The 20,734-nt window shown below is 64.3% G+C and carries 18 protein-coding genes and 1 pseudogene; 13 read left to right on the forward strand and 6 right to left on the reverse strand.

Going from position 1 to position 20,734, the window contains the following annotated elements:
* Window positions 1-2 precede the first annotated feature (2 nt).
* The 5 genes from AB4Y34_RS18440 (at window position 3) to hslU (ending at window position 5,876) form a co-directional block, all read left to right on the forward strand.
* A complete protein-coding gene (locus tag AB4Y34_RS18440) occupies window positions 3-1,205 on the forward strand; it encodes a class I SAM-dependent rRNA methyltransferase (RefSeq protein WP_368716810.1) in 1,203 nt (400 codons plus the stop codon).
* Window positions 1,206-1,439: 234 nt separating this feature from the next.
* Window positions 1,440-2,540, forward strand: a complete 1,101-nt coding sequence (locus AB4Y34_RS18445) for a GTP-binding protein (protein ID WP_176380667.1) — start codon at window positions 1,440-1,442, stop codon at window positions 2,538-2,540.
* 684 nt (window positions 2,541-3,224) lie between these two features.
* Window positions 3,225-3,644 carry an RNA polymerase-binding protein DksA gene (dksA, locus tag AB4Y34_RS18450; protein WP_008923580.1) on the forward strand — a complete coding sequence of 140 codons (420 nt, stop codon included), beginning with the start codon at window positions 3,225-3,227 and terminating at the stop codon, window positions 3,642-3,644.
* Window positions 3,645-3,982: 338 nt separating this feature from the next.
* A complete protein-coding gene (gene hslV, locus AB4Y34_RS18455; protein ID WP_176367378.1) occupies window positions 3,983-4,519 on the forward strand; it encodes an ATP-dependent protease subunit HslV in 537 nt (178 codons plus the stop codon).
* A gap of 10 nt (window positions 4,520-4,529) precedes the next feature.
* Window positions 4,530-5,876, forward strand: coding sequence for an ATP-dependent protease ATPase subunit HslU (gene hslU / locus AB4Y34_RS18460; RefSeq protein WP_176109812.1), 1,347 nt, complete (start codon window positions 4,530-4,532; stop codon window positions 5,874-5,876).
* Between the two features lie 99 nt (window positions 5,877-5,975).
* On the opposite strand, the gene AB4Y34_RS18465 is transcribed toward hslU, so the two are convergent.
* Both AB4Y34_RS18465 and AB4Y34_RS18470 read right to left on the reverse strand, forming a co-directional pair.
* The gene (locus AB4Y34_RS18465) at window positions 5,976-6,518 is read right to left on the reverse strand and encodes a response regulator transcription factor (protein ID WP_013088076.1); all 543 of its coding nucleotides are present in this window, start codon (window positions 6,516-6,518) and stop codon (window positions 5,976-5,978) included.
* Window positions 6,515-7,825, reverse strand: coding sequence for an ATP-binding protein (locus tag AB4Y34_RS18470; protein ID WP_368588335.1), 1,311 nt, complete (start codon window positions 7,823-7,825; stop codon window positions 6,515-6,517). The genes AB4Y34_RS18465 and AB4Y34_RS18470 overlap by 4 nt, the downstream gene beginning before the upstream one ends.
* Window positions 7,826-7,951: 126 nt before the next feature.
* Here AB4Y34_RS18470 and AB4Y34_RS18475 point away from each other — a divergent pair, with 126 nt between their 5' ends.
* Window positions 7,952-9,586: a hypothetical protein gene (locus tag AB4Y34_RS18475; RefSeq protein ID WP_368716854.1), complete on the forward strand. Its 1,635-nt coding sequence runs from the start codon at window positions 7,952-7,954 to the stop codon at window positions 9,584-9,586.
* A gap of 34 nt (window positions 9,587-9,620) precedes the next feature.
* Here AB4Y34_RS18475 and AB4Y34_RS18480 read toward each other — a convergent pair whose 3' ends face one another.
* Window positions 9,621-9,848, reverse strand: coding sequence for a cysteine-rich CWC family protein (locus AB4Y34_RS18480; RefSeq protein ID WP_176109814.1), 228 nt, complete (start codon window positions 9,846-9,848; stop codon window positions 9,621-9,623).
* A 266-nt stretch (window positions 9,849-10,114) separates the two neighbouring features.
* Between AB4Y34_RS18480 and argB the strand changes: the two genes are divergently transcribed.
* The 7 genes and pseudogenes from argB (at window position 10,115) to AB4Y34_RS18515 (ending at window position 17,389) form a co-directional block, all read left to right on the forward strand.
* Complete coding sequence (gene argB, locus AB4Y34_RS18485; RefSeq protein WP_013088074.1) at window positions 10,115-11,014, forward strand: acetylglutamate kinase; 900 nt, start codon at window positions 10,115-10,117, stop codon at window positions 11,012-11,014.
* Window positions 11,015-11,170: 156 nt separating this feature from the next.
* A complete protein-coding gene (locus AB4Y34_RS18490) occupies window positions 11,171-11,938 on the forward strand; it encodes a pyrimidine 5'-nucleotidase (RefSeq protein ID WP_176380664.1) in 768 nt (255 codons plus the stop codon).
* A gap of 41 nt (window positions 11,939-11,979) precedes the next feature.
* Window positions 11,980-12,679, forward strand: a pseudogene (gene slmA / locus AB4Y34_RS18495) (nucleoid occlusion factor SlmA).
* A gap of 318 nt (window positions 12,680-12,997) precedes the next feature.
* On the forward strand, window positions 12,998-14,143 hold the full coding sequence (locus AB4Y34_RS18500) for a homoserine O-acetyltransferase (protein ID WP_176367374.1): 1,146 nt from the start codon (window positions 12,998-13,000) through the stop codon (window positions 14,141-14,143).
* Window positions 14,140-14,748 carry a methionine biosynthesis protein MetW gene (gene metW, locus AB4Y34_RS18505; protein ID WP_013088070.1) on the forward strand — a complete coding sequence of 203 codons (609 nt, stop codon included), beginning with the start codon at window positions 14,140-14,142 and terminating at the stop codon, window positions 14,746-14,748. Before AB4Y34_RS18500 ends, metW begins: the two co-directional genes overlap by 4 nt.
* Window positions 14,749-14,762: 14 nt before the next feature.
* The gene (locus AB4Y34_RS18510) at window positions 14,763-16,157 is read left to right on the forward strand and encodes an AmpG family muropeptide MFS transporter (protein ID WP_176109819.1); all 1,395 of its coding nucleotides are present in this window, start codon (window positions 14,763-14,765) and stop codon (window positions 16,155-16,157) included.
* Window positions 16,154-17,389, forward strand: coding sequence for a M48 family metallopeptidase (locus AB4Y34_RS18515; protein WP_368716811.1), 1,236 nt, complete (start codon window positions 16,154-16,156; stop codon window positions 17,387-17,389). Before AB4Y34_RS18510 ends, AB4Y34_RS18515 begins: the two co-directional genes overlap by 4 nt.
* Window positions 17,390-17,449: 60 nt before the next feature.
* Here the strand turns inward: AB4Y34_RS18515 and AB4Y34_RS18520 are convergent, their stop codons facing one another.
* The 3 genes from AB4Y34_RS18520 to gatB form a co-directional block, all read right to left on the reverse strand.
* Window positions 17,450-18,229 carry an exodeoxyribonuclease III gene (locus AB4Y34_RS18520; RefSeq protein WP_176109821.1) on the reverse strand — a complete coding sequence of 260 codons (780 nt, stop codon included), beginning with the start codon at window positions 18,227-18,229 and terminating at the stop codon, window positions 17,450-17,452.
* A gap of 52 nt (window positions 18,230-18,281) precedes the next feature.
* Window positions 18,282-19,121: a PPK2 family polyphosphate kinase gene (locus tag AB4Y34_RS18525; protein WP_368716812.1), complete on the reverse strand. Its 840-nt coding sequence runs from the start codon at window positions 19,119-19,121 to the stop codon at window positions 18,282-18,284.
* A 132-nt stretch (window positions 19,122-19,253) separates the two neighbouring features.
* Window positions 19,254-20,729, reverse strand: a complete 1,476-nt coding sequence (gene gatB, locus AB4Y34_RS18530) for an Asp-tRNA(Asn)/Glu-tRNA(Gln) amidotransferase subunit GatB (RefSeq protein WP_176380658.1) — start codon at window positions 20,727-20,729, stop codon at window positions 19,254-19,256.
* Window positions 20,730-20,734: the final 5 nt, after the last annotated feature.

Below are 20,734 nucleotides of genomic sequence, written 5' to 3' on the forward strand. Positions count from 1 at the left end.
TGATGAATACCGTTACGCTCAAACCGTCGAAAGAAAAATCGCTGCTGCGCCGCCATCCGTGGGTCTATGCCAATGCGATCGAACATGTCGACGGCCGCCCCGCGCCCGGCGCGACCGTGCTCGTGCGCGCGCACGATGGCCGCTTCCTCGCGCGCGCCGCCTACAGCCCGCACTCGCAGATCCGCGCACGCGTGTGGAGCTTCGACGAAGCCGAGCCGATCGATCACGCGTTCTTCAAGCGCCGCGTGCAGCGCGCGTTCGCGCATCGTCAGGCGATGGTCCGCGACACCGGCGCCGTGCGACTGATCTTCGGCGAGGCGGACGGTCTGCCGGGGCTGATCGTCGATTACTACGTCGCCGAGGACGCGGGTCAGCGCAGCCAGATCGTCTGTCAGTTCATGGCGGCCGGCGTCGAGGCGTGGAAGGACGCGATCGTCGCGGCGCTGATCGGCGCGACCGGCTGCCCGAACGTCTACGAGCGCTCGGACGTGTCGATCCGTCAGAAGGAAGGGCTCGAACAGGTCACCGGTGTGCTCGCGGGCGAGCCGCCTTCGGAGCAGCTGATCTCAAGCGAAAACGGCGTGCGCTATCACGTCGACGTGCGCAACGGCCACAAGACCGGCTTCTATGTCGATCAGCGCGATAACCGCCTGCTCGTGCAGCAGTTCGCGAAAGATCGCGACGTGCTGAACTGCTTCTGCTACACCGGCGGCTTTTCACTCGCGGCGCTCAAGGGTGGTGCGAAGCGCGTGGTGTCGGTCGATTCGTCGGGTGAAGCGCTCGCGCTCGCGCAGCAGAACGTCGCGGCCAACGGCTTCGACGCCGATCGCGCGAGTTGGCTCGACGCCGACGCGTTCAAGACACTGCGGCGCCTCTACGACGAGGGCGAACGTTTCGACCTGATCGTGCTCGATCCGCCGAAGTTCGCGCCATCGCGCGAGCACGTGGACCGCGCGTCGCGCGCGTACAAGGACATCAATCTGACGGGCCTGAGGCTGCTGCGTCCGGGCGGTTTGCTGTTCACCTACTCGTGCTCGGGCGCGATCGATCCCGAACTGTTCCAGAAGATCGTGTCCGGCGCCGCCGCCGACGCCCGCGTCGACGCACGCATCCTGAAGCGGCTCGGCGCGGGCGTCGATCATCCGCTGCTCACGGCATTCCCCGAAGGGGAGTATCTGAAGGGCCTGCTGTTGCAAATCGCCTGATCGCCCATATTTCGTGGGCAATTGCGCGTGCCGGCGGCGGCAGCGGCCAGCCTCCGCGCGGCCGGACATCAGCCGGCCGCAAGGCGGCCGCCCCTGCGCCCGCCAGGCAAATATGTTTCAATAACCGGCTGGACAGGGCCGCGCCATCTGGCTGCGGCGGCCGGCCTCACGCTTCTGGCTAGCCTTGCGCTAGCGTTCGATCACGCACCGTTTCACGACTTACAGGCGACCCACATGATTCCAGTCACCATCCTGACCGGCTTTCTCGGCAGCGGTAAAACCACCCTGCTCAAGCGCATTCTGAACGAAAAGCACGGCATGAAGATCGCCGTCATCGAGAACGAGTTTGGCGAAGAGAACATCGACAACGAGATCCTCGTGCAGGACACGAGCGAGCAGATCATCCAGATGAGCAACGGCTGCATCTGCTGCACGATTCGCGGCGACCTGTCGCGCGTGCTCAACGATCTGGCCGCGAAGAAGCAGGCGGGCGAAGTGGACTTCGATCGTGTCGTGATCGAAACCACCGGCCTCGCAAATCCAGGCCCGGTCGCGCAAACCTTCTTCATGGACGATCAGATCGCGAGCGAATTCCTGCTCGACGCGATCATCACGCTGGTCGATGCGAAGCACGCGGACCGTCAGCTCGACGAGCACGAAGTGGTGCAGCGCCAGGTCGGTTTTGCCGACCGCCTGTTCATCACCAAGGCCGATCTCGTCGATGAGCGGCAGGTGGGCGATCTGCGTCACCGTCTGCTGCACATGAACCCTAAGGCGGCGATCAGGGTCGTCAATTTCGGCGAAGCGGACATCAAGGAAATTTTCGATCTGCGCGGCTTCAACCTGAACTCGAAGCTCGAAATCGACCCGGACTTCCTCGCCGAAGACGAACACGCGCACAGCCACGCGCATGCGCACGACGAACACGGCCACACGCACGACGACCATGACCACGATCACGCGAACTGCGATCACGACCATGGCCATTGCGATCACGAAGGCCACGATCATGGGCATCACCACCACGCGCATCACGACGACAAGATCAAGTCGTTCGTGTACCGCAGCGATCGTCCGTTCGATCCGAACAAGCTCGAGGACTTCCTCGGTGGCATCCTGCAGATCTACGGCGAGCACCTGCTGCGCTACAAGGGCGTGCTGTACATGAAGGGCGTCGATCGCAAGGTCGTGTTCCAGGGCGTGCATCAAATGATGGGCAGCGACCTCGCCGCGAAATGGCAACCGGCCGAGAAGAAGACCAACAAGATGGTGTTCATCGGCATCGAACTGCCGCGCGACCTGATCACCGACGGTCTCGACGCCTGCCTCGCCTGAGCGGGCGCAGCGCCGTCACACCAGCAAATCCCGTAGAAGGCCCACGACACGCCGCGCATAGCGCGGCATGCGTCGTGCTACTTCTATTGCGCCGAGACGCGCGACGCCGACTGCGCGGGCGTGAATCCTCTGCAGAAACTGCGATGCCGCGGCACCAAGACCGTGCGATTGCCGGCTATATGAAAACCGCGTGAAAACCCTGCTGCATTAAAGCGTGCACGACCATCGCTTTTTGGCTTTGTGCGCGTTATATTTTCGGGATATCGCTGCACCGCAGGCGGAATTTCGGCAGTTGCGGTGCCGGATTGTGATTCAGTTACAATACGTGCCCACTGGAGAATGACAACGAATTGCCCGGTCGCGCGTATCCCGCGACGGGCCTGAAACGGCGCCGGAAAATCTTGTCCGGAGACACGCCGAAAACGCTGGCGGGCACGGCCTGAAAGGGCAAGCGCTTGTCGGCGAGCGATGCCTCAGGAGCATGTGTGAATCGGTTTCCAGAGGAGTTCGGCCCCGCAGCGGCGTAGCTAGCAACGCCCGGTGTGTGTGGATGCCAGGCGCTTCGGCGTCACGACAGCCCAACGTTCGTGACCACCCTGCGCCGCGCGTCCACGCGACGCGTTTGCGGGCAATACGAAAGTGCGGGCACTATGAGTTTTGCCTCACATTGAAGAAGTAAGCCAGATGACGACGAAACGACTCTTGACCGAAGCCGAAATCCTGAAGATGAGCGACAAGGATTACATGAATGAGGATCAGCTCGCCTTCTTCAAGAACAGGCTCGAACAGTTGCAGGCGGACATTCTCCGCAATGCTGGCCAGACGACCGAGAATCTGCGTGAAACGGTCATCGTGCCGGACCCGGCCGATCGCGCCACGATCGAGGAAGAGCATGCGCTCGAACTGCGCACGCGCGACCGCGAACGCAAGCTGCTGAAGAAGGTGCAGCAATCGATCGCGCGCATCGAGGCGGGCGACTACGGCTGGTGCGAAGAAACCGGCGAGCCGATCGGCATTCCGCGTCTGCTCGCACGGCCTACAGCCACGCTGTCGCTCGAAGCACAAGAGCGCCGCGAACTGCGCCAGAAACTGTTCGGCGACTGATTAGCTGAGGCGCGGCTTCTGCCTCGCGCCCTGAAACGCTGCTTCGTCTAGAGGCGCACGGTGAACCGTGCGCCTTTTCTTTTTGCGCGACGTCCGCGCAAGCTCCGCCATCCCTCCCGTCCCGCCTCGCGTTCCCGCCTCGTTTCTCAGGCTTCCTGAGCGGATTTTCAGTTTTTCTCCCTAGGCCTTCCGGCGGATCTTGATATGACCGCGCCCGCCCTAAAATAGATCGAACATGCGCTCACGAGCGCGCCAGCCGGCGCGCCGTCCGCTGACTGGATTCATGCGGTAGCGCGCAGCGCTGCCGCGTCCTACCCGTTTTGCAAAGAGGAACGCATATGGAGCAATTTCACGGCACGACGATCGTTTCCGTGCGCCGCGGCAACAAGGTGGCGCTCGGCGGCGACGGCCAGGTGACGCTCGGCAACATCGTCATGAAAGGCGGCGCGAAGAAGGTCCGGCGCATCTATAACGGCAAGGTGCTGGTCGGCTTCGCCGGCGGCACGGCGGATGCCTTCTCGCTGCTCGACCGCTTCGAGGCGAAGCTCGAAAAACATCAGGGCAATCTGACGCGCGCGGCCGTGGAGCTCGCGAAAGACTGGCGCACCGATCGCATGCTGCGTCGTCTCGAAGCGATGCTGATCGCCGCGGACGCGACCACCACGCTCGTCATCACCGGCAACGGCGACGTGCTCGACCCCGAAGGCGGCATCTGCGCGATCGGCTCGGGCGGTGCGTACGCGCAGGCGGCCGCGAGGGCGCTTGCCGACAACACCGAGCTATCGCCGCGCGACATCGTGGAGAAATCGCTGGAAATCGCCGGCGACATGTGCATCTACACGAACCATAACCGCGTCATTGAGACGATCGAGTAAGGACCCATCGATGAGCACCATGACCCCCGCCGAGATCGTCTCCGAGCTCGACAAACACATCATCGGCCAAGGCCGCGCGAAGAAAGCCGTGGCCGTCGCGCTGCGCAACCGCTGGCGCCGTCAGCAGGTCGACGAGCCGCTGCGCCAGGAAATCACCCCGAAGAACATCCTGATGATCGGACCGACCGGCGTCGGCAAGACCGAAATCGCGCGGCGTCTCGCGAAGCTCGCCGACGCGCCGTTTATCAAGATCGAAGCAACCAAGTTCACCGAAGTCGGCTATGTGGGCCGCGACGTGGACAGCATCGTGCGCGACCTGATCGAAATTTCGGTCAAACAGACTCGCGAAACCGAAATGCGCAAAGTGCGGACCAAGGCCGGCGATCTGGCCGAAGACCGCATTCTCGACATTCTGCTGCCGACCGCACGGCCGGTCGGTTTCGGTTCGAGCACGAGTTCGACCGATACCGCCGATGAAGGCAGCACGACGCGTCAGACGTTCCGCAAGCGCCTGCGCGAAGGCCAGCTCGACGACAAGGAAATCGAGCTCGACGTCGAGCAGCCGCAGGTCGGCATGGACATCATGGGGCCGCCGGGCATGGAAGACATGACCGAGCAGATCCGCTCGATGTTCGCCAACATAGGCGGCGGCAAGAAGACGCGCCGCAAGATGAAGGTGAAGGAAGCGCTGAAGGTGCTCACCGACGAAGAAGCCGGCAAGATGCTGAACGACGAAGAGGTGAAAGCCAAGGCGGTGCAGAACGTCGAACAGAACGGCATCGTGTTCCTCGACGAAATCGACAAGATCGCATCGCGCAACGAAGCCGGCGGCGGTGAAGTGTCCCGTCAGGGCGTGCAGCGCGATCTGCTGCCGCTCGTCGAAGGCACGACGATCAACACCAAGTACGGCATGGTGAAGACCGATCACATCCTGTTCATCGCGAGCGGCGCGTTTCATCTTGCGAAGCCGAGCGATCTGATCCCGGAACTGCAGGGGCGCTTTCCGATTCGCGTCGAACTCGACTCGCTGTCGGTCAACGACTTCGAATCGATCCTCGTGTCGACGGATGCGAGCCTCGTCAAACAATACCAGGCGCTGCTCGCGACCGAAGACGTGCACCTCGAATTCGCCGACGACGGCATCCGCCGTCTTGCGGAGATCGCGTACTCCGTCAACGAGAAGACTGAGAACATCGGCGCGCGGCGTCTTTATACGGTCATCGAAAAGCTGCTCGAGGAAGTGTCGTTCTCGGCCGGCAATCATTCCGGCCGGACAGTGCAGATCGACGCGGCGTATGTCGATCGCGCGTTGAACGAAGTCGCGGAAGACGAGGATCTGTCGCGCTACGTGCTGTGATATGCGCGGTGACAGCGCCAAGCGCTGATACATGAAAAACGGGCTGCCTTCGGATATCGGATAGGCAGCCCGTTTTGTCTTGTGCCGCCCGATCGCGGCCTACTGCCTCACCGGCCGCTTCGCCAGCTTGCGCTGCAACGTGCGCCGATGCATGTTCAACGCGCGCGCGGTCGCCGAGATATTGCCGTTGTGTTCGGCGAGCACCCGCTGAATATGTTCCCATTCGAGCCGCGCCACCGACAGCGGCTGCGGATGCTCGATCGCCTCCTCTGCCTGCAACGCGCTCGCCTCGCTTTGCAGCGCCGACAGGATCGTCTCGACGTTGGCGGGCTTCGCGAGATAGTTGTCGGCGCCGTCCTTGACCGCCTGCACCGCGGTGGCGATGCTCGCGTAGCCGGTCAGCACCAGCATGCGCGCATCGGGCTGCAGATCGCGTAACGGCGCGACGAGCGTCAGGCCGGAGTCGTTGCCCAGATGCAGGTCCACCGTGATCTCGCTGAACTTCTGCTGATTCGCGAGCCGGATCGCCTCGTCCGCGTTGTGCGCTTCGCTCACCGTGTAGCCGCGCCGCGTCAAGCCGCGCGCCAGGATGCCGGAGAACACTTCGTCGTCGTCGATCACCAGAAAATTCTTTTCGCTCATGCCTGTTTCTCCGTGTTGGATGGCGCGGCGCCTTGCGGGCTCGCTCCGGAAATCTTGCGCGCGCCGAGCGGCAGTCGCAGCACCGCACGCGTGCCGCGCGGCCGCCCGCCGTTGGCGTCGGTCAGCTCGATCGATCCCTTCAGACGCGCCGCCGCCGAAAACGCCAGATATAAACCGACGCCGTGACCGCCCTGCGTGCTCTCCACCGGCATCGTGCCGAGCGAGCCGCGCAGCGCGACCGGAATGCCTGGACCGTGGTCGCACACTTCGAATACGATCTGGTCGCCGCGCGGCGCGAGCGTGCAAGACAGCGTCACGTGATCGCGGCTCGCGCGCGCGGCGTTGTCGAGCAGGATCGTCAGTATCTGGCTGACGGCCACCGTGTCGTTGAGACTGACATCGGCGGGCGGCGTACCGAGCCGCTCGAACTTCACGTGCGGATGGCGCAGGCGCCATTGCTCGGCAAACGATTCGAGCCATTCGTCGACCGGCTGACGGTTCGTCGTGGTCGTCGCGCGGCTGCGCAAGCGCGCGAGTGCCGACGTGCACAGCGTCATCTGCTGCTCGAGCAGTTCGAGATCGGCGCGGTAGGGAGCGAGTCCCGCGTCGGTGCGCGCCGCGTCGCGCAATTCTTCTGACAACATTGCGATTGTAGACAGAGGTGTACCGATTTCGTGAGCCACGGTGGCCGCCTGCACGCCGAGCGCGACCGCCCGTTCGTCCTGAAGCAAGCGCTGCTGCGCTTCTCCAAGCGCTGCGTCACGAAGCCGCAGTGCCCGCGACATGCGCGCGACGAACCACGCGATCAGCCCTACGCTGACCATGAAATTGACCCACATGCCCGAGCGGTAGTAGTCGAACAGGTTGGCGGGATTCTCGAGATTGAGCGGCACCGAATCGAAACTGAGCATCGCGTAGCAGGCGACCGCGAACGCCGCGAGCCAGGCCATCAGATACCACGGCAGCACGGCCGCCGCGATTGCAAGCGATGGCAGGTATAGCGATACAAACGGGTTGGTGGTGCCGCCGGACAGAAACAGCAGCGCCGACAACGCGCCGAGATCGACCCAGATCTGCCCGAACAGCTCGATGTTGGACTCGGGTCGCTGCTGCGACACGCGAAACCATGTGAGCGCATTGAACAGCACTTCGAGCCCGATCACGAGCAGCATCGCGGGCAACGGCAGATTGGCGCCGATGAAGATCTGCACGAACGCGATCGTCAGCAGCTGACCAATGATCGCGAGGCTGCGCAGCCAGAACAGATGACCGAGATTGACGCGACCGGTGTTGGTTATACGTTGCATGACCCTAGTCTACCCGTTCGGACCCGCATGGCTGACCAGGCGGCCGAGTGCCGGTAACATGACTGTCTTCCAAATAGCATCGCGCGTCGCCAGGCTGCATTGACGACTGCTCCGCGCCATCCGTTCATGGTACCCACCGCGATTCGCGAAGCCGACGCTTCGTCCGCATTCCTGACCTTGCTGCGCGATGCCGCCGCGTCCCGAGCCAGCGGCGCCACGGCGGACGAAGCTCGTTCCCTGGACGCCGCGGCCAAACTGCATCCGCTCGACGGCGCCTCGCTCGACGCGCTGATCGCCGCGTGGCTCGCGCAGAAGCGCCATGCGGAGGCGATCGATCTCGCCGCCATTATTGCCGAACTCGATGCGGGGAGCGCCGTCGCGCACTTCCGCGCCGGCTACGCGCTGCAGATGGCCGGCCGGCATGCCGACGCGATCCCTCCGTATCGCCGTGCGCTGGCGCTCGACCCCGCGCTGCCGCAGCTACGCAACAATCTCGCGAGCGCGCTGACGCTTACCGACGGAGATCTGAGCGAACGGCTCGCGCTGCTCGAAGCCGCAATTTGCGATGCCCCCGACGATGGCAACGCATGGATCAACCTCGCCAACGCGTATCGCCAGAGTCTGGACTTGCCCCACGCGCTCGAAGCCGGTGTCCAGGCCGTGCAGCGCGCGCCTGTCAGTCCGCTGGCTTACAACAACTATGCGCTGACGTTACGTGAAGCGCAACGCTGGGACGACGCCGAACAGGCCGCCACGACGGCCTGCGAGCTCGCCCCGCAGAACCCGACGATGCGCTCGAACCTCGGCATGCTGCAACTCCTGCGCGGCCGATACGCCGAAGGGTGGGTATCGCACGAGGCGCGCTGGGACGGCTCCAGGGAGCTCGGCGGCAGCCGTCCCGTGATGCCGGCGCCGATCTGGCGCGGCGAGCCGCTCGCCGGCAAGACGCTGCTGGTTTGGGGCGAACAGGGGATGGGCGACGTGCTGCAGTTCAGCCGCTATATCCCGATGCTGGCCGAGCGTGTGCATCGTGACGGCGGCCGCGTGGTGTGGAATTCGTTTCCGCAGATGGGCGCGCTGCTCCCGCGCAGCCTCGGCGCTCATGTCGACGATTTCTCGTCCGGCGGCGGCGTCGAATCGCTGCCGCCGATGGACTATGAAATTCCGCTGCTGAGCTTGCCGCTAATCTTCGATACCCGCGAAGAGAGCATTCCAGCCGCGCCCTACCTGTTCGCCGATGTGGCCGCGCTTGCGGCGTGGCGCGAACGCGTTGCCGACGGGCGCCGCGTGAAGGTCGGCCTCGCCTGGACGGGTAGCCGCGGGCATCAGCGCAACCCGTTTCGCAGCGTCGGCTGGCAGCGCTATGCCGCGCAATTCGCCGGCATCGACGACGTCACCTTCTACTCGCTGCAGCCGGGCGCGGTCGCCGAGGTCGCCGCCGCCCGCGCGGCCGGCCTGCGCATCATCGATCACACCGCGAGCCTCGCCACCTTCGACGAGACCGCCGCCTTCGTCGGCGCGCTCGACCTCGTGATCACCGTATGCACATCGGTCGCGCATCTGAGCGGCGCGCTCGGCCAGCACACGTGGGTGCTGCTCGACGTCAATCCGCATTGGGTCTGGTTACTGGAGCGCGGCGACAGCCCGTGGTATCCGAGCGCCACGTTGTATCGGCAGCCGCGGTTCGGCGAGTGGGAGCCGGCGCTGGAAGCAGTGGCGCGCGATCTGCGAGCGCTGGTGGCGCAGCATCGCGGTGCATAGGCGGGTTCAGATCGGCCGTTGGCAAACGCAGCGTTTACGGCCGTTCAACGCCACTTGCCTCGCGTGTCGCCTGGGCAATCTCCGCGGCGAGACATTCCGGGCACAAGCAGCGGCCCCCCGGCTTCAGCCGCTCTGCCGGCAGCGGTGGCAAAGCACGGCACCAGCACGGAGATGATGTCTCGCCCTGCATGCCGCAGTCGAAGGCATTGCCGCAGCGCGGACAGCGCGCGCTGCTCCCGGAACGGGTAGAAGACGGTTTCATTGCGGATGGGCGCGAAAGGCCGGGGGCATCGGTCAGATCATGATGCCATGACTGATACGCCTAGGTGCAGCCGTCCGTTCGGCCAATGCACGGCCGTCACGCAAGTGCGTTACGCTTGCTGTTTGCCCGCCCCCGTGGCCCGTCAAGGTGCGGTCCGCCAAACCTGCACCGACCGTCGCTCGCGCCGCTGCCGAAAACCCTGTTGCAGCGCGCCAGTCCTGTACAATTCGCGCTGTTTTAACTGTTCCGTGCCCGAGCCTGCCGCCATGTCCGAGCTTCCCGACCTCTCGCAGATTGCGCCCACCCTGAAAGCCGAAATTCTGGCCGAGGCGCTGCCTTACATCCGCCAGTATCACGGCAAGACCGTGGTCATCAAATACGGCGGCAACGCCATGACCGAAGAGCGTCTGAAGCAGGGTTTCGCGCGCGACGTGATTCTGCTGAAGCTGGTTGGCATCAACCCGGTCATCGTGCACGGCGGTGGTCCGCAAATCGACCAGGCGCTTAAGAAAATCGGTAAACAGGGCACGTTCATCCAGGGCATGCGCGTCACCGACGAAGAGACGATGGAAGTCGTCGAATGGGTGCTCGGCGGCGAGGTGCAGCAGGACATCGTGATGCTGATCAACCACTTCGGCGGCCACGCGGTCGGCCTGACCGGCAAGGACGGCGGCCTGATCCACGCGCGCAAGATGCTGATGCCGGATCGAGAAAAGCCTGGCCAGTACGTCGACATCGGCCAGGTCGGCGAAGTGGAAGCGATCAACCCGGCGGTCGTGAAGGCACTGCAGGACGACGCGTTCATTCCGGTAATCTCGCCGATCGGCTTCGGCGAAGACGGTCTGTCGTACAACATCAACGCGGACCTCGTCGCGGGCAAACTGGCGGTCGTGCTGAACGCCGAAAAGCTCGTGATGATGACCAACATCCCCGGCGTGATGGACAAGGAAGGCAATCTGCTGACCGACCTGTCGGCGCGCGAAATCGACGGCCTGTTCGAAGACGGCACGATCTCCGGCGGCATGCTGCCGAAAATCTCGTCCGCGCTCGATGCGGCGAAGAGCGGCGTGCGCTCGGTGCACATCATCGACGGCCGCATCGAACACTCGGTGCTGCTCGAAATCCTGACCGAACAGCCATTCGGCACGATGATCCGCTCGCATTGAGCGTTGCGGCATCCCCGGCACAGGGGTTGCGTCCGAGCGGCGCGACGCCTGTGCCGCATCTCGCGGCCGGCAGCCTATGCGCGCCCCGGGCGTCGATGCGGCAAACTCTCCGCATCCGCAGCATGAAACGCCCGTCAGCGGCTGAAGACCTCCACCATGCGCACCCCCACTTCGCGGCGCCGCCGTCCTGACATCGCGAGCGGCAAGCCAGTCTGGCTGTTCGATCTCGATAACACGCTGCATCGCGCGTCGCATGCCATTTTTCCCGCGATCAATCGCGGCATGACCCGGTACATCATCGACGCGCTGCAAGTCGACATCGACGAAGCCAACCGTCTGCGCACCGGCTACACGCTGCGCTACGGCGCGGCACTGCTCGGGCTCACGCGTCATCATCCGCTCGACGCGCACGACTTCCTGAAGGTCGTGCACACGTTCCCCGACCTCGGCTCGATGATCCGCCACGAGCGCGGCGTCGCGCGGCTCGTCGCGGCGCTGCCGGGCCGCAAGATCGTGCTGACCAATGCGCCCGAAAGCTACGCGCGCGCGGTGCTCGCCGAGTTGCGCATCGAGCGGCTGTTCGAGCGCGTGATCGCGATCGAGCACATGCGCGATCGCCGTCAATGGCGCGCGAAGCCCGATCACGCGATGCTGCGCCGCGCGATGCGCGACGCGCACGTGTCGCTGAAAGACGCGATCCTCGTCGAGGACACGCGCTCGCACCTGAAGAACTATCGGCGGCTCGGCATCCGCACCGTGTGGATCACCGGGCACCTGCCGCGCAAGCCGCACGCGGCTGGCGTACCGACGCGCCTGCCGGGCACCGGCCGGCCGCATTATGTCGACCGCAGCATTCGTTCGCTAAAATCGCTACGACTGGGCACGCGCGCGGTTCGATGGAAGGGACGCAAGCCGGGACAGTAGGGACGAAAGCCGCCAACGACATCAGCCGGGGGACGACAGCCATGCAGCCGATCGACAAGCCTGACGAAGCCTCAGCGGCATCCTCCGCCGCGACACGCGCAACGCGTCCGAAGCCGGGCGAGCGTCGCGTGCACATCCTGCAGACGCTCGCCAGCATGCTAGAGGCGCCGAAGAGCGAAAAGGTCACCACGGCCGCGCTCGCCGCCCGGCTCGGTGTGTCGGAAGCCGCGCTGTATCGTCATTTCGCCAGCAAGGCTGCAGATGTTCGAAGGGCTGATCGAGTTCATCGAGCAGACGCTGTTCGGCCTCATCAACCAGATCACCGGTCACGAAAGCAACGGCGTGCTGCAGGCGCGCTCGATCGCGCTGATGCTGCTCAACTTCCCCGCGAAAAATCCCGGCATGACGCGGGTGCTGACCTGCGAGGCGCTGGTCGGCGAGCACGAACGGCTGACCGAGCGCGTGAACCAGATGCTCGAACGGGTCGAGGCATCGCTGAAGCAGTGCTTGCGACTCGCGCAGACCGAAGCGCTTGCCCGTGCCGATAACCACGCCACTGGCCATACCGACCCGCAGATTGCGCCGCAATCCACCGCACTGCCCGCCGGCTACGATCCCGCGATTCGCGCGAGCCTGCTGGTGAGCTACGTGATCGGCCGCTGGCATCGCTATGTGCGCAGCGGTTTCGCGCGGCCGCCCGCCGAACACGCGGACGAGCAACTGCTGCTGATTCTTCAGTAGTCCGCGAGGACTCGGTCCCTTCGCGCGGCACCGCCCGCGCCGCTGCCGCGTGGTATTTTCCGCTATACTTTGCGCCTGACGCCGCCGCGGTCCCACGATGCATAACAGACCGCGCCAAGGCATCCCGAACACGTTGCACCCGGTTTCCCCCTTTCACGCGCCGATTTGCTGACTCGATTGCGGGCGCGCGAACCTTGGGCCTCAGGCCCGCGGTTCACTATAAATGCGGCTAAAGAGGTCGTCAGCTGCGCACACCGCCCTTCTCCTCGTGCTTCGCCGACGCCGTTTAGCCGCCCTGTTGACTCAATGGCGGAATGAATGGACTCCATCGGCATCGTCGCTCCCCAAAAAATGCATTTCACCGAGCCGCTGCGATTGCGCAACGGCAGCTCGCTCGCGGGCTACGACCTGATGGTCGAGACCTACGGCACGCTCAATGCCGCGCGCAGCAATGCGGTGCTCGTGTGCCACGCGCTGAACGCATCGCATCACGTGGCGGGCGTGTACGCCGACAATCCGAAGGACATCGGCTGGTGGGACAATTTGGTCGGCCCCGGCAAGCCGCTCGATACCGACAAATTTTTCGTGATCGGCGTGAACAACCTCGGCTCGTGCTTCGGCTCGACCGGGCCGATGAGCATCGACCCGGCCACCGGTAAGCCGTATGGCGCGACGTTTCCGGTCGTCACCGTCGAAGACTGGGTCAACGCCCAAGCGCGCGTCGCCGACGCGTTCGGCATCACTCGCTTCGCCGCCGTGATGGGCGGCAGCCTCGGCGGCATGCAGGCGCTCGCGTGGAGCATGATGTATCCGGAGCGCGTCGCCCATTGCATCGTGATCGCATCGACGCCGAAGCTGTCCGCGCAGAACATCGCGTTCAACGAGGTCGCGCGCTCCGCGATTCTGTCGGACCCCGACTTCCACGGCGGCAACTACTACGCGCACGGCGTGAAGCCGAAGCGCGGCCTGCGCGTCGCGCGCATGATCGGCCACATCACGTATCTGTCGGACGACGACATGGCCGAGAAATTCGGCCGCTCGCTGCGTCGCGCGGAAGGCGCGCTCGACGACTACAACTTCAGCTTCGATGTCGAGTTCGAAGTGGAATCCTATCTGCGCTATCAGGGCGACAAGTTCGCCGACTACTTCGACGCCAACACCTACCTGCTGATCACGCGCGCGCTCGACTACTTCGATCCGGCCAAGGCCTTCGACGGCGATCTGACCGCCGCGCTCGCGCACACCACCGCGAAGTATCTGATCGCGAGCTTCTCGACCGACTGGCGTTTCGCGCCGGCTCGCTCGCGCGAACTGGTGAAGGCGCTGCTCGATCACAAGCGCACGGTCACCTACGCGGAGATCGACGCGCCGCACGGCCACGACGCCTTCCTGCTCGACGACGCGCGCTATCACAACCTGCTGCGCGCCTACTACGAACGCATTGCAAACGAGGTCAACGCATGAACCAGCGAGCACTTGATTACCTGGCATCGCGCCCGGACTTCCGCGCGATCGCCCGCTGGGTCGAACCGCGCGCGACCGTTCTCGATCTCGGCTGCGGCGACGGCTCGCTGCTGTCGCTGCTGAACGAGGAACTGGAGGTGCAGGGCTACGGCATCGAGATCAACGACGCCGGCGTGCTCGCCGCGACGCAGAACGGCGTCAACGTGATCCAGCAGAATCTCGAAGACGGCCTGCGCCTGTTCGAAGACGGCAGCTTCGATTTCGCGGTGCTGTCGCAGACGCTGCAGACCATTCATCAGACCGCTGCGATCCTGCGCGAGACGGTGCGGGTCGGCAAGCAATGCATCGTGTCGTTTCCGAATTTCGGCTACTGGGCGCACCGGCTGTCGGTGCTGCAAGGGCGCATGCCGGTGTCGAAGTCGCTGCCTTATCAATGGCACAACACGCCGAACGTGCGCGTGCTGACGATCAAGGACTTCGAAGCGCTCGCGCCCGAAGTCGGCATCGAAATTCTCGATCGTGTCGTGCTGCACGACGGACAGGTGGTGCGGTGGGGCGTGAACTGGCGTGGTAGTCTTGCGGTCTATCGCGTCAAGAAAAGCTAACCTCAGTTATCCACATGTCGAACCCGCCGCACGAGGCGCCCGCACTTACCGCTCACGAAGAACATCCCGGCTGGCGCGCGTTTTTGAATACGCGCATGCTGATTTGCGTCTTTCTCGGCTTCACTTCGGGATTGCCGCTGTTTACGCTCGTCTACCTCGTGCAGGCGTGGCTGCGCTCGGAAGGCGTCAATCTGAAGGAAATCGGCCTGTTCGCGCTGATCCAGTTTCCGTACACCTGGAAATTCGTCTGGGCGCCGCTGATGGACCGCTACGTGCCGCGCGTGCCCGGCTGGCGGCCCGGCCGACGGCGCGGCTGGATGCTCGTCACACAATTGCTCGTGGCCGGCGCGATGGCGACGCTCGGTTTCGTGTCGCCGCGTGAAGCGATCTGGAGCGTCGCCGCGCTGACTGCGCTGGTCGCGTTTTTCGGCGCGAGCTCCGACATCGTGATCGACGCATACCGGCGTGAATTGCTCAGCGATACGCAGCAGGGCCTCGGCAACGCGGTGCACGTGAACGCGTACAAGATCGCGGCGCTCGTGCCCGGTTCGCTCGCGTTGATATTGTCCGATCATCTGCCGTGGAGCACTGTGTTCATCGTGACGGCTGCGTTCATGCTGCCTGGCGTTCTGATGACGCTGGTCGTGCGCGAGCCCGAGGTGCATGGCCAGCCGCCGAAGAATCTGCGCGAGGCGATCGTCGAGCCGTTCAGGGAATTCATTCAGCGCGACGGCTGGCGCGGTGCCCTCTTCGTGCTCGGCTTCATCTTTCTCTACAAGCTCGGCGATACGATGGCGACCACGCTGTCCACATCGTTCTTCCTCGACATCGGCTTTTCGCGCACGCAAATCGGCGTGATCGCGAAGACCACGGCATTCGGCGCGAGTCTCGCCGGCGGCATCATCGGCGGCATCTGGCTGATGAGGATCGGCATCGGCCGTGGCTTGTGGATCTTCGGATTGCTGCAGATGGTGTCGACGCTCGGCTTCGCGTGGCTCGCGCATCTCGGCCCGGATTCACCCGGACTTGCCGCGATTTACAACATCGCCGTCGCGCTGAGCCAAGGGACGACGAAGCTGCTGTCGTTGGTCGGCATCGACTGGAGCGTGCAGCTCGATCCGCGCTCGGTCGCGCTCGCGCTGGTGTACGGCTTCGAGACCTTCGCCACCGGTCTGACGATGGCCGCGTTCACCGCATACATCGCGAGCACCACCGATCCGCGCTACACCGCGACGCAGTTCGCACTGTTCACGAGCCTCGCGTCGGTGCCGCGCACGCTCGCGTCGGCGGCGAGCGGCTTTGTGGTCGCGCGGATCGGCTGGTTCGACTATTTCATCCTCTGTACCGCGCTCGCGGTGCCGGGCATGCTGCTGCTGGTGCGCATCGCGCCGTGGAGGGACCGGTCGTGAAGGTACCGTTTCCGACCCGCGCGCGCCGCACCGCACTCAGCGCCGCAGGCGTACTCGGCTGCGCGAGCGTCGCGCTGGCGATGCCGATGGGCGCCTATGCGGCGGGCACACCAGCGACTGGCGCCAGCCCGGTGAGCGGCGCGCAAGCGCCCGCGCCGGCTGCCGCCGCGACCACGAGCGGTGCGACAGCCAACCCGGCCCCGACGCCTGCGGCCAAGTCCGCGCCAAGCGGCGCCAGCGCCGAAAACGCGACCTCGGCTGCGGCCGGCAACAACAGCGGCGCCGGCGGCGCCAACCCTGGCGCGAATAACAATACCGGCGCCAACGCCAACGCCGGTGCCGCGGGCGCGTCCGGCGCTAGCGGCAGCGCTCCGAGCGCCGGCGCGTCGGCCCCCGCGGCCGTCCCGCCGCCCTACTACGTGAGCCCCCAACTGCGCTACGGCGGCTACATGGTGTTCCGCAACCTGATCCCGTCGTCGATGCTCGAGGCGCAGGCCGCCGAAGAGTTCAGCCAGATCGTCTACGGCGCCAGCCACGCGAACCGCCTGTACGGCGACACGGACGCGCGCGTGACGCGCGTGCGCTCGATCATCGACCGGATGATTCCGTACTCGCTGAAATGGAACGAGCGAGCCAAGGGCTGGAAGTGGGAAGTCGCGGTGGTGCGCTCGAACGACATCCGCATGTACTGCCTGCCGGGCGGCAAGATCGTCGTCTACAGCGGGATACTCGATCGCGTGCGCCTGAACGACAACGAGGTCGGCATGCTGATCGGCCACGAGATCGCGCACGCGTTGCGCGAGCACGCGCGCATGCGGCTCGGTCAGTTGCAGGCGAGCCAGCTCGATTCGTCCGGCACGATCCCGCAACTGTTCGGCCTTGCCGACCTGGGCATGGCGCCGTTAGGCATCGGTTCGCGTCTGCTGGAAATGAAGTACGAGAGCACCGACGAAACCGAAGCCGACGTGATCGGCAGCGATATCGCGTCGCGCGCCGGCTTCGATCCGCGCGCGGCGGTCACGCTGTGGGACAAGCTCGCGCAAGCGACGCGCGGCAATCGCGAGCAGGGCTTCATCTACGTGCACCCGTACACACCGGCGCGCCGCGACGACATCATCAAGCGGCTGCCGGACATGCTGTCGCTGTATGCGAAGGCAATCGGCAAGAGCGTCGACGAGTTGCCCGATTACGCGGGGATCGGCCGGCCGACCCGCAAGACGGCGCGCGACTGATACCCCGCTTCTACCGACTGCTGGCGGGCCACGGCGCTGCACGCGCCGCGGCTGGTGCGCTTACTTGTTGACCTTGTGGTCGTAGTCGACGGTCAGCGGCGCATGGTCGCTGAACTTGATGTCGCGGAACACGTCGGTACGCTTCGCCTTGCTTGCGATGCCCGGCGTCGCGATCTGATAATCGATCCGCCACCCGACATTCTTCGCATACGCCTGACCGCGATTGCTCCACCACGTGTACTGCTCGGGCCGCTGGTCGAGCGTGCGGAACACGTCCACATAGCCGACTTCGTCGAACAGTTTGTCGAGCCACGCGCGCTCTTCGGGCAGGCAGCCCGAATTCTTCTGGTTGCTCTTCCAGTTCTTGATGTCGATTTCCTTGTGCACGATGTTCACGTCGCCGCATACGATCACCTCGCGTTCCTTCGCCAGCTCGGCGAGATGCGGCATGAACTCGTCCATGAAACGGAATTTGGCCTGCTGGCGCTCGTCTCCGCTCGACCCCGACGGCACATACACCGAGACCACCGACAGCTTGCCGAAACGCAGCTCGACATAGCGCCCTTCCGGGTCGAACTCCTCGCTGCCGAAGCCGATCACCACTTCGTCCGGCTCATGACGCGTATAGACGCCCGCGCCGCTGTACCCCTTCTTCACCGCGTGCTGAAAATAGCCGGTGAAATCGTGCGGCGCCATGAACTCCGGCGTCATGTCGTCCTGCGAGCATTTGATTTCCTGCACGCACAGCACGTCGGCGCCCTGTTCGCCGAACCATTCGAAAAAGCCCTTCTTCGCCGCCGAGCGGATGCCATTGAGGTTGGCGGTAATCACACGCAACATGTCGTTCCTCTTTTGTTCGATTCGTTTCTGAAGCCAAAGAGCGAGGCCGCGTTCACTCGACCTTGACGCCCTTCAGCGCTTCCTTGGCTGGCGGATATTCGAGCTTCAGCGCATTGAGCGTGCGCAGCAGCAGTTCGGCGACCATCACGTTGCGATGCGTCTTCGAGTCGGCCGGAATCACGTACCACGGCGCGTATTCGGTCGACGTCGCGGCCAGCGCGTCGCGATACGCGGACTGATATGCGTCCCACTGCTTGCGCGCTTCGAGATCCGACACGTCGAATTTCCAGTGCTTCAGCGGATCGTCGATGCGCTCCTGCAAACGCACTCGCTGCTCGTCCTTCGAAATATGCAGCATGCACTTGACAATCGTCGCGCCGCTGTGGGAGAGCAACTGCTCGAACTGACGGATGTGGCAGCAGCGCTGCTGGAACTCGTCCGCGTCGAGTTCGCCCTGCACGGTCGGCACGAGCAGGTCTTCGTAGTGACTGCGATTGAAGATCGTCAGCTCGCCGGCCGCGGGTGCCTGCGAATGCACGCGCCACAGGAAGTCGTGCGCGAGTTCGACGGGCGTCGGCGCCTTGAACGGCACGATGCGCAAGCCGAGCGGGTCGACTTCGTGAAATACCGCGCGGATCGTGCCGTCCTTGCCGCTCGTGTCCATGCCTTGCAGCACCAGCAGAACGCGACGCTTGCGCTGCGCGTGCAGCCGCTCCTGCAGGTTGTCGAGCAGCAGGCCCACTTGCGACAGACGCGCGCGGTCCGCTTCTTTCGAGCCGCTCGAAAACGGCTTCGCCTTCGGATCGTAATGGTCGAGCGAGAAGTGGTTCTTCTTCTTGCCGTCGTCGAAGTACGGCACGCGGAAATCGTCGAGATCGGGATGATTTGTCATGCACACACTCCGTGGTCTACGCTTAACCGGCTGAAGCGGGTCCGCAAAATAAAACGGGCCGTTGCCCTGCTTCGATCCGGCAACGGCCCGTGGTGACACGGCCGTGATCACGCCCGGCCGCGGCACTTCAACTCAGGACAACTTTTTCTTGAGCAATTCATTGACCTGAGCAGGGTTGGCCTTACCCTTGGTTGCTTTCATCGCCTGGCCGATCAGCGCGTTGAACGCCTTTTCCTTGCCGGCGCGATATTCGTCGACCGACTTCTGGTTCGCGGCGAGCACTTCGTCGATGATCGCTTCGAGCGCGCCGGTGTCCGAGATCTGCTTCAGCCCCTTCGCCTCGATGATGCGATCAGCGGCGGCTTCGTCGGTGGCCTTCTCTTCCCAGATCGCGAGGAAGATTTCCTTCGCGATCTTGTTGGAGATCGTACCGTCGGCAATGCGTTGCAGAATCACCGCGAGCTGCGCGGCCGAGACCGGGCACGCGGCAATGTCGAGGCCTTCGCGATTGAGCTGCGACGACACTTCGCCCATCACCCAGTTCGCCGCGACCTTCGCGTTGGCCGGGCCGACCTTCGCGACCACCGCTTCGTAGTATGCGGCCGTCGCCTTGCTCGAGGTCAGCATGTTCGCGTCGTAGGGCGTGAGGCCGTACTGCGACACGAAGCGCCGCTGAATCGCTTCCGGCAGCTCAGGCATCTCGCTCTTCACGCGCTCGACCCATGCGGCGTCGATCACGAGCGGCATAAGGTCGGGGTCGGGGAAATAGCGGTAGTCGTGCGCGTCTTCCTTGCTGCGCATCGAGCGCGTTTCGCGCTTGTCCGGATCGTATAGACGCGTTTCCTGCACCACCGTGCCGCCATCTTCGATCAGCTCGATCTGGCGACGCACTTCGTACTGGATCGCTTCTTCGAGGAAGCGGAACGAGTTCAGGTTCTTGGTCTCGGTGCGGGTGCCGAATTCCTTCTGGCCGACCGGACGCACCGACACGTTCGCGTCGCAGCGGAACGAGCCTTCCTGCATGTTGCCGTCGCAGATGCCGAGCCACACGACGAGCGTGTGCAGCGCCTTCGCGTAGGCAACGGCCTCGGCGGCGCTGCGCATTTCCGGCTCGGTGACGATTTCGAGCAGCGGCGTGCCGGCACGATTCAGGTCGATGCCGGTCATGCCCGCGAAGTCTTCGTGCAGCGACTTGCCCGCGTCTTCCTCGAGGTGGGCGCGGGTCAGGTTGATGGTTTTCTCGTACGCTTGCGTGCCCGTCTTTTCATTGGCCGGCACCTGGATCGTCACCTGGCCGCCCTGCACGACGGGGATTTCGTACTGGCTGATCTGATAGCCCTTCGGCAGATCGGGGTAGAAGTAGTTTTTGCGCGCGAAAATGCTGCGCGGCGCCACCGTTGCGCCGATCGCGAGGCCAAACTGAATCGCGCGTTCGACCGCGCCGCGGTTCATCACGGGCAGCGTGCCCGGCAACGCCAGATCGACGGGACTGGCCTGGGTGTTCGGCGCGGCGCCGAATTGCGTCGCGGTGCCCGAGAAGATTTTCGAATGCGTCGACAACTGCGTGTGGGTCTCCAGACCGATCACGACTTCCCATTGTTTGGTCATGGTGC

It is taken from the genome of Paraburkholderia sp. BR10954, from assembly GCF_040965775.1.
In the GTDB taxonomy this organism is placed as follows: domain Bacteria; phylum Pseudomonadota; class Gammaproteobacteria; order Burkholderiales; family Burkholderiaceae; genus Paraburkholderia; species Paraburkholderia youngii.